This window comes from Stenotrophomonas sp. GD03777, assembly GCF_029842485.1.
Lineage (GTDB): Bacteria > Pseudomonadota > Gammaproteobacteria > Xanthomonadales > Xanthomonadaceae > Stenotrophomonas > Stenotrophomonas sepilia.
In genome coordinates this window covers 1-5565 of sequence record NZ_JAOCGL010000162.1, presented here as the reverse complement: position 1 = coordinate 5565, position 5565 = coordinate 1, and the positions used below count along the sequence as shown (strand labels likewise).

The following is a 5565-nucleotide window of genomic DNA, read 5'->3' as shown; positions in this document are numbered from 1 at the left end:
CTCCCCGCCAGCCCTCATGACTCCTTTCGCTGCATGAAGCATCGCGAACGCATCTCCCGTTACCGCCATCTGCGCGAACAGCCCCAGTGGAAGCTGCTCGCCGCCGACCACGCTCCGGAAATCATCGGCCTGCTGCAGGGGCTGTTGATGGACGGCGAGCGCACCCTGCCTTCGTCGGTGCTCAACGAGCGCCTGCAGCGTGCGCTGGATCAGCTCAATAGCGACGAACTGTCGCGCGAGCTGCCGCGTACCGCGCAGGCCTACATCGCGCACTGGCTGGCCCAGGGCTGGCTGGAACGCCGCCTGCCCGAGGGCGCCGACCAGGAGCAGTACGAGCTTTCGACCGCGGCGCTTCAGGCGATCCGCTTTGCCGACGGCCTCGAGCAGGCCCGTGTGGCCGCCACCGAGAGCCGGCTGGCGCTGGTCATCGAACAGCTCTCGCAGCTGGCCGCGCAGACCGAATCCGATCCGGACGCCCGCCTGTCGGCGCTGCGCGACGAGCGCGACCGGATCGACGCCGAGATCGCCCGTGTCGGCGCCGGCCGTGTGATCGCGCTGGACGGCAAGCGCGCGCTGGAACGTGCGCGCCAGATCATCGGCCTGGCCGACGAGCTGACCGAGGACTTCCGCCGCGTGCGCGACGACTTCGAGCAGCTCAACCGCGAGTTCCGCGAACGCATCATCGACGACGAGGGCGAGCGCGGCGATGTGCTGTCGCAGCTGTTCGACGGCGTGGACGTGATTGGCGAAAGTGATGCCGGGCGTAGCTTCCAGGCCTTCTGGCGCCTGCTCAACGACGCCGAGCAGAGCGCCCAGCTCGATGCCGCGCTGGAAGCGGTGCTGGCGCGTGGCTTCGCCCGCCGCCTGGACCGCAACGAACGCAACTTCCTGCGCGGCTTCACCAGCACCATGCTCGAGCGCGGTGGCCAGGTGCACGATGTGCTGCAGAACTTCGCGCGCAGCCTGCGCGGCTTCGTGCAGAGCCGTGGCTATCTGGAACAGCGTCGCCTCAACCAGCTGCTCAAGCAGGCGCAGTCCGAAGCGCTCGCTCTGCGCGACGAGTTCCCCGCACAACGCGGCATCGGCCGCGACCTGCAGCTGACCACCAGCCGCCTGCGCTCGTGGTCGCAATGGAAACTGCACGATCCGCGCAGCGCCCAGGTCGATGGCAACGTCGAATACAACGACGCAGCCGCGATCAGCCTGGAAAGCGTTGGCGATCTGGTCGCTTCGTCCGAAATCGACTTCCGTACCCTGCGCCGCGACCTGCACGACCTGCTCGATGCACAGCCGCGGCTCAGCATCGCCCAGGCCCTTTCGCAGCGCGAAGCGCCGCAGGGTCTTGGCAGCGTCATCGGCTACCTGTCGCTGGGCACGCGCTTCGGCAACGTGATCGCCGGCGAGCAGGAGCTTGCGCAATGGCGTGGTGGCGACGGCCAGATCCGTCGCGCCCGCATCCCGCTGGTTTGGTTCACCCAGGAGAGACGCCATGAGCTGGCATGAAGATCCCATCGACGCACCGCAGGCCGACGTGGCGGAAGACGCCTACGAGGCCGAGCCGGTGGCGGCCGTGGCGCAGCCCCGCCGTGGCAACGACGTGTACTACCTCGGCGATACCGGGCGCCTGCCGCTGGATGCGCGCCGTGCGCTGTGCCAGCTGCTGATCGGCCCCAGCATCGACCAGCTGCGCCACGCCAAGCTGTGGCCGGCGCTGATCCGCAGCGAGGCGGCCATCCGCTCGTCGCTGGCCGACCTGTTCCTGGAACTGGTGCTCGACCGCGACAGTGGCGTGGCGTTCACCCGCCAGGCCGATACCGAAGACGTCGATGCGCCGGTGCTGCTGCGCACCTCGCCGCTGACCTTCATCGACTCGGTGCTGCTGCTGTACCTGCGCCAGCAGCTGGCCGAGGCCGATGCGCGCGGCAACCGCGCGGTGGTCGCCGACGCCGAGATGGCCGAAGCGCTGGCCATCTACGAAAAGAACCTGTCCACCGACCGCGCCGGCTTCAACCGTCGCGTCGCATCGGCGGTGCAGAAGATGAAGGACAACCACATCCTGACCCGCCTCAGCGGCCAGGAAGACCGCCACGAAGTCTCGCCGGCGCTGAAGCTGCTGTTCTCCGCCGAAGACGTGTCCCAGCTTTCGGCGGTCTACCGCCAGCTGCGTGAAACCCCGGCCGCCGAGGCCTGAGAGACCCGACCATCGCATGGCTATCTCCAAGCACACTCCCGCCCTGTTCAACGAAGGCCTGCCGGACCCGCGCCTGCAGCAGTTCCGCATGCGCCGCCTGCAGGTGCACAACTGGGGCACCTTCAACGGCCTGACCGAAGTACCGATCGCCGAGCGCGGCTTCCTGTTCGTCGGCCGCTCCGGCTCGGGCAAGTCGACCCTGCTCGATGCCATGTCCGCGCTGCTGACGCCACCGGCCATCGTCGACTTCAACGCCGCTGCACGTGAAGCCGAGCGCAGTGGCCGCGACCGCAACCTGGTGTCCTACGTGCGCGGCGCGTGGGCCGACCAGCAGGACAGCGGCACCGGCGAAATCGCCACCCAGTACCTGCGCAAGGGCGCGACCTGGACCGCGCTGGTGCTGGAATACCGCGCCGGCGATGGCCGCGTGGTCAGCCTGGTGCGCCTGCTTTGGATCTCCGGCAACGGCACCTCGGCCGGCGATGTGCGCAAGCATTACATGATCGCCGAGCGCCCGTTCGACATCGCCAAGGACCTCGGCGGCTTCGACCTGGACCTGCGCAAGCTGAAGCAGAAGCTGCCCGACCTGCACCACTTCGACACGTTCTCCGGCTACGCCGAGCGTTTCCGCGACCTGCTCGGCATCGACAACGAGATGGCGCTGCGACTGCTGCACAAGACGCAGTCGGCGAAGAACCTGGGCGACCTCAACGTCTTCCTGCGCGACTTCATGCTCGACACGCCGAAGACCTTCGACGCCGCCGAGCGCCTGGTCAGCGACTTCGCCGAGCTTGATGGCGCGCACCAAGCGGTGGTCACTGCCCGCCGTCAGGTGGAAACCCTGTTGCCGGCGCGCGCCTACTACAACGATCTGAAGGAAATGCACCGCCGTCGTGGCGACGACGAAGCGCTGAAGCTCGGTGTTGACAGCTTCCGCGAAAGCCGGCGCCAAGCGCTGATCGAGGCGCGCCTGCGCGAGATGGACGTGCGTGACCGCGGCCTGCTTGGCGAAGAAGCCCAGCGCCGTGCCGCACTGGACAATCACACCGAGCGCCTGGCCGAACTGGAGCTGCAGCGCCGCCAGCAGGGCGGTGAGCGCATCGAGGAACTGGAACGCGAGCAGGGTCGTGCCGAAGCTGAGCGCGACCGCCGTCAGGCCAAGCGCGAGCAGGCACGCCAGGCGGCGCAGCAGCTGGGGGCCGAACTGCCGGACGACGCCCATGGCTTCGCCGAACTGGTCGAGCGCGCACAGAACGAGCTGCAGGACCGCCAGCGTGCCTCCTCGGCACTGGACGACGCGATCAGTGACCGCCTGGGCGGCAAGCGCGATGACGAGCGCCGCTTCGGCGAGGTCCGTGCCGAACTTGAAGCGATGCAGCGCACGCCCTCCAACATCCCGGCGCCGATGCAGAAGCTGCGCGCACGCCTGGCCGAGGAAACCGGCATCGCCGAGGCGGCACTGCCCTTCGTCGGCGAACTGATCCAGGTCCGCTCGGAAGAGCAGGGCTGGCAGGGTGCCATCGAGCGCGTGCTGGGTGGCTTCGCGCTGTCGCTGCTGGTCGACGACAAGCATTACAACGACGTCGCCGAATGGGTGAACCGTACCCACCTTGGCATGCGCTTCACCTACTACCGCGTGCGCCGCAACGATGATGCATTCGCCCGTGAGCCGTCGGCGAAGTCGCTGCTGCACAAGCTTGAACTGCGCGAGCATGTATTCGAAAGCTGGCTGCGCCGCGAGCTGGGCAAGCGCTTCGACTACGAATGCGTGGATGCCAGGCAGCTGCGCAACGTCGACCGCGGCATCACCCGCGAAGGCCAGGTCAAGCATCCCGGCGACCGTTTCGAGAAGGACGACCGCAGTGCGGTGGGCGACCGCCGTCGCTGGATCCTCGGCTTCAACAACCACGACAAGGTGGGCGCCTTCGAGCGCGAAGCACAGGAACTGGCCAAGCGCATCGCCAGCTGCGAGACCGACATCGCGCGCCTGCGCGGGCAGCGTGATCGCGACAACGAACGCCGCCTGGCATGCCACGAGCTGGTCAGCATCAGCTGGAACGAGATCGACATCGCCGCTCCGCAGCAGCGCCTGAGCGATATCGAAGCCACCCTGCGCGACCTGCGTGAAGGCAACGCCGATCTCGCCAAGCTGGCCAAGCAGATCGACGCCGTGCGCGCCGACATCGAGCAGTCCCGCCGCACCTATGAAGACGTCCGCGTCGAGCGCGGCCAGCTGGTCAAGGAACGTGATCGCCTTGACCGCGCACGCCAGCAGAGCCGCGCACTGGTGCTGCCGAGCCTGGCCCAGGAGCAGGAAGCCGGCCTCGCCGAGCGCCTGCAGGAACAGGGGCCGCTCAGCCTGGAAACGCTCGAAGCGCACATGCGCCAGGTCAGCAACGCGCTGAACGAGCAGTTGTCGTCCTCGCAGCAGGACCTCAACCGCATCGAGAACCAGCTGATCGGCTGCTTCCGTCGCTTCATCCAGCAGTGGCCGGAGGAGTCGGGCGACTTCACCGTGTCGGTGGCCTCGGCCGAGGACTTCCTCGCACGCCTCGAACGGCTGGAACGCGACGGCCTGCCACAGCACGAAGAGCGCTTCTTCGACCTGCTGCAGAACCAGAGCAAGAACAACCTGCTGGCCCTGCAGCGCCACAGCGCAGAGGCCCGCAAGTCGATCGGCCAGCGCCTGGACGAGGTGAACGCCAGCCTGGAGCAGGTGCCGTTCAACCGTGGCACGCTGCTGACCATCGAACTGAGCGACCGCCGCCTGCCGGAGGTCGCTGAGTTCCACCTGCAGCTGCGCGAGGTGCTGTCGCAGCAGCAGACCGAGCAGCGCGAGCTGGCCGAGTCGCAGTTCACCGTGCTGCGCCAGCTGGTCAACCGCCTCGGCTCGCAGGAAGGCGAGGACAAGCGCTGGCGCGAGCTGGTGCTGGACGTGCGCATGCACGTGGAGTTCATCGGCGTCGAGCTGGATGCGGAAACGCGCCAGCAGGTCGAGATCTACCGCAGCGGCGCCGGCAAGTCCGGTGGCCAGCGCCAGAAGCTGGCCACTACCTGCCTGGCGGCTGCGCTGCGCTACCAGCTCGGCGGCGCCGACAGCCAGCTGCCCAGCTACGCCGCGGTCGTGCTCGACGAGGCCTTCGACAAGGCCGACAACGAGTTCACCGCACTGGCAATGAACATCTTCGACAACTTCGGCTTCCAGATGGTGGTTGCCACCCCGCTGAAGTCGGTGATGACGCTGGAACCGTTCATCGGCGGCGCCTGCTTCGTCGAAATCAGCGGCCGTCACGACTCCGGCGTGCTGCTGATCGAGTACGACGAAGAGGGCAAGCGCCTGAAGCTGCCCGAGCGCAGCCGCCAGCAGGCCAACG

The 5565-nt window shown here is 67.8% G+C and carries 3 protein-coding genes; all 3 read left to right on the top strand.

Annotated elements, in window-relative coordinates:
- Nucleotides 1-33: 33 nt before the first annotated feature.
- Complete coding sequence (locus N5E02_RS19820) at nucleotides 34-1503, top strand: DUF3375 domain-containing protein (protein ID WP_279946657.1); 1470 nt, start codon at nucleotides 34-36, stop codon at nucleotides 1501-1503.
- Nucleotides 1490-2191 (top strand): DUF4194 domain-containing protein, encoded by a 702-nt coding sequence (locus tag N5E02_RS19815; RefSeq protein WP_005421303.1) that lies wholly within the window; start codon nucleotides 1490-1492, stop codon nucleotides 2189-2191. The genes N5E02_RS19820 and N5E02_RS19815 overlap by 14 nt, the downstream gene beginning before the upstream one ends.
- A 16-nt stretch (nucleotides 2192-2207) precedes the next feature.
- Nucleotides 2208-5565 (top strand): SbcC/MukB-like Walker B domain-containing protein (locus N5E02_RS19810; protein WP_279946656.1); only part of this gene is annotated, 3358 nt, incomplete at its 3' end.

Coding starts and splice junctions, on each gene's coding strand:
- N5E02_RS19820 (WP_279946657.1), top strand. CDS start 34: ATGAAGCATCGCGAACGCATCTCCCGTTACCGCCATCTGCGCGAACAG.
- N5E02_RS19815 (WP_005421303.1), top strand. CDS start 1,490: ATGAGCTGGCATGAAGATCCCATCGACGCACCGCAGGCCGACGTGGCG.